The following is a 3,322-nucleotide window of genomic DNA, read 5'->3' on the forward strand; positions in this document are numbered from 1 at the left end:
CGGCAAGGCACTGCTCGGTTTTGTCATGGAGCGGATGGACGAACGGCTGAAGCGCAAGGCCGAACGCGAGGTCAAGCGCAAGACAGCGACATCGGGCCGCAAGGTCCGCCTGCCCGGCAAGCTGACCGATTGTTCGATCGGCGATCCGGAAGGCACCGAATTGTTCATTGTCGAGGGCGACAGCGCTGGCGGTTCCGCAAAACAGGCGCGGGAACGCAAAACCCAGGCGATCCTGCCGATCCGTGGTAAAATCCTTAATGTTGCATCCGCCAATAACGCCAAGATCATGGGCAACAGCGAGATTGCCGATCTCATCCTCGCGCTCGGCTGCGGCACGCGCAAGGATTGCGATCCCGACAATCTGCGCTACGAACGGGTGATCATCATGACCGACGCCGATGTCGACGGCGCCCATATCGCGACCCTGCTGATGACCTTTTTCTTTCAGGAAATGCCCGAACTGGTTCGCCAGGGGCATCTCTATCTCGCCCGCCCGCCGCTCTATCGGATTAGCTCAGGCGGCAAGAGCCATTATGCCCAGGATGACGCGGCACGCAAAAAAATTGAAAATGGCCCATTCAAGGGCAAGAAGGTCGATGTCAGCCGGTTCAAGGGCCTCGGCGAAATGAACCCGTCCCAGCTGCGGGAAACCACGATGGACCCGAACACGCGCTCGCTGTTCAAGGTGACGCTGCCGCAGGAATATGAGCAGCGCGCGGGCGTCAAGGATCTGGTCGATCGCCTGATGGGCAAGAACCCCGAGCATCGCTTCAACTTCATCCAGCAAAATGCCGCCAGCCTTGATGAAGAGGTTATCGACGCCTAAGCCGGAAGCAGGTTTCGGGAGATTTCGGTGCGGTTTCTACATATTTTCGCTCTGGTACTGTTGTTCTGCTCGGGCTCATTGATACCGACACAGGCTGATGCACAGACCGAGGCCACCGTCTCCCAGCAGCTTTCGCAGCGCGCCAATGATGTGCTCCGCCTGTTTCGGGGAGAAGCGATAGAAGACCAGGTTTTCGACGAGAATTTCCGCAATGCGGTGCCTCCTGCACAGTTTCGCGCGATCGTCCAGCAAGTTGTGACCCAGCACGGCCACCCGCTTCAAATCGCGTCCATCACTCCCCGCAATGCCAATTCGGCGATCATCAAGCTGCGCTTTGAAAAGTCGATCGGCACGATCAATATCGACCTTGAAAATGCCTCTCCCCACCGGGTCTCCGGCCTTCTCCTGACCGGTTTTGAAGCCGGAGGTGACTCGCTCGATGAAGTGATAGCGGCGATTGACGCATTGCCGGGGCGCCAGGGCATGCTGGTGCAGCAGCTGGATGGTGATGGCCATTCTCCGCTGGCTGCACTCGATCTCGACGGACGCTATGCCATCGCCTCGAGCTTCAAGCTCTACATCCTGGCCGCGCTCGACCGGGCTGTCCGCGCGGGCGAACGCAAATGGTCCGATGTCGTGCGACTGGGGCCGAAATCCCATCCCTCGGGGATAAGCCAGAACTGGCCAGACGGGTCACCGGTCACGCTCCACTCGCTCGCAACGCTGATGATCTCGATCAGCGACAATAGCGCTACTGACACATTGATCAGGGTTCTTGGACAGAACAGTTTGTCCAAGATTGTCAGAACCACTGGTCATCATAATCCGGACGAACTGCGCCCGTTTCTGATGACACGTCAGGCGTCCGCGCTGAAAATGCCTGAGCATGCCACCCGGAGAGACGCGTTTCTCGCGGCCAATCCGAAAGCGCGTGAAAGACTGTTGACCGAATATGATCCCGCGCTGACGCTCGACAGTATTGACCCGCGCATCCTGACCAGCGCGCCCAATTTCATCGATCAGCTGGAATGGTTTGCGAGACCAGCGGATATCGCGAGACTACTCGCCTATCTGCACCGGAACGCCAGCGATGAGACCCGGGCAATCCTGGCGATCAATCCCGGCATCGGTCAGGATGCGGCCCTGAAATGGAGCTATTTCGGCTATAAAGGTGGATCGGAACCCGGGGTGTTAGCCTATAATTTCCTGCTGCGGTCTCGATCGGACAGAAACTATGCCGTCACAATCAACTGGAACAATGAAGAACAATCGCTTCAAGAGAGCGAGTTGCATGCGCTGACGACACGGTTGGTCAACCTGCTCGCGGAACAATGAGCAACGAGGGAACAAATCGCTTCGATTATTCGGCAGCGCTTACATCATAAGTGATGACATATTCGCTGCTATCGCCATCCATCGTCTGCGTATAGGTGCCAGGCGTTGCGCTAACCACAACCGTGCCAATCGTATCATGGCCACCGATCATGTCATGCTCCATCACCTTGAAAACCACCGGATCACTCAGTTCAAATGTCTCGTTGATCACCCAATTGTCGCCCTTGTTAAAGCGTTGGTTCTTGCTACCGGCATCCGGGAAACGTTCGCCATTGTTAAAACGAAGATACACATCATCGGCGCCAATCCCCAGACGTCCGGTCAAATCCACATTCTGGATCGAGACGTTGGAGATTTTGATGGTTATACCAGATCTCACAACTGCAGTTCCACTTGGTTTTGCAAGCGTTACGGGTGATGCCAGAAGCGCAGAAATTCTCGCCGCTGCCAAAGGCGCATTTTCGCCGCTCGGGAACAGTGACAAATAGGTGCTGAACGCGCTGACGCTATCGGTGGCTAGCGCCCCGCGCCAGGTAATGCCCTCCAGTTCGGCCTGATTGACACCGGCGGAGGCAGCCGCGCCGGGCGCTGCCGCCTGGACAGGCGTTCGCGGCGCCAGATAAACAGGCGTGCCGGTAATGCTTGCGCTGATGAACGGCCGCTGCTTGCCGCCGGTGGCTTTCAGGACATCGTCACGCACCGAGCCGCCGAGCAATTGCAACGGCAAATCGGCTTCCGGCAGACGCGCGGCCAGAGAGACTGCAAAAGGGGAATTGGCCCCGTCGCCATCACTGGCAGTCTGTCCTGGCGCCGCCGCATAAATCACCAGAACATCGTCGACATCGATACCGGCAAGGCCGCGAGCAACCGCTCGCGAACCGGCGCGCCAGCTGTTGGCAAAGGGATTGTTGCGGCACGCGTCGAGCACCACCACGCGGACCTGAGCGCCAGAGACGGTTTCCATCAGGCGGTTAAGGTTGATCGTTTCAAACGGCAGATCAAAGCTGGAATTCAATTCCGCATCGGTGGGAACGAGCCAGTTTTCACCCTGCCCTTCCAGGCCGTGACCGGCATAATAGACCAGCGCGACATCGGCGCCATTGGCCTGTTCCCGAAAGCGCCGCAGGGTCTGCCGGAAATCGTCAACAGTCTGGTCCAGAG

Annotated in this window: 3 protein-coding genes; 2 read left to right on the plus strand and 1 reads right to left on the minus strand. The window is 57.9% G+C overall.

The features are described 5' to 3' along the window. Together WBM93_RS00655 and WBM93_RS00660 are read left to right on the plus strand one after the other, a co-directional pair. Nucleotides 1–826 (plus strand): toprim domain-containing protein (locus WBM93_RS00655; RefSeq protein WP_424427141.1); only part of this gene is annotated, 826 nt, incomplete at its 5' end. 27 nt (nt 827–853) lie between these two features. Beyond that, nucleotides 854–2,161: a serine hydrolase gene (locus WBM93_RS00660; RefSeq protein ID WP_424427143.1), complete on the plus strand. Its 1,308-nt coding sequence runs from the start codon at nt 854–856 to the stop codon at nt 2,159–2,161. A 25-nt stretch (nt 2,162–2,186) separates the two neighbouring features. Here WBM93_RS00660 and WBM93_RS00665 read toward each other — a convergent pair. Further along, nucleotides 2,187–3,322, minus strand: a 1,136-nt coding sequence (locus WBM93_RS00665) for a caspase family protein (protein WP_424427145.1), incomplete at its 5' end; no start/stop codon positions are given.

Source organism: Parasphingorhabdus sp., assembly GCF_049667325.1.
In the GTDB taxonomy this organism is placed as follows: Bacteria; Pseudomonadota; Alphaproteobacteria; order Sphingomonadales; family Sphingomonadaceae; genus Parasphingorhabdus.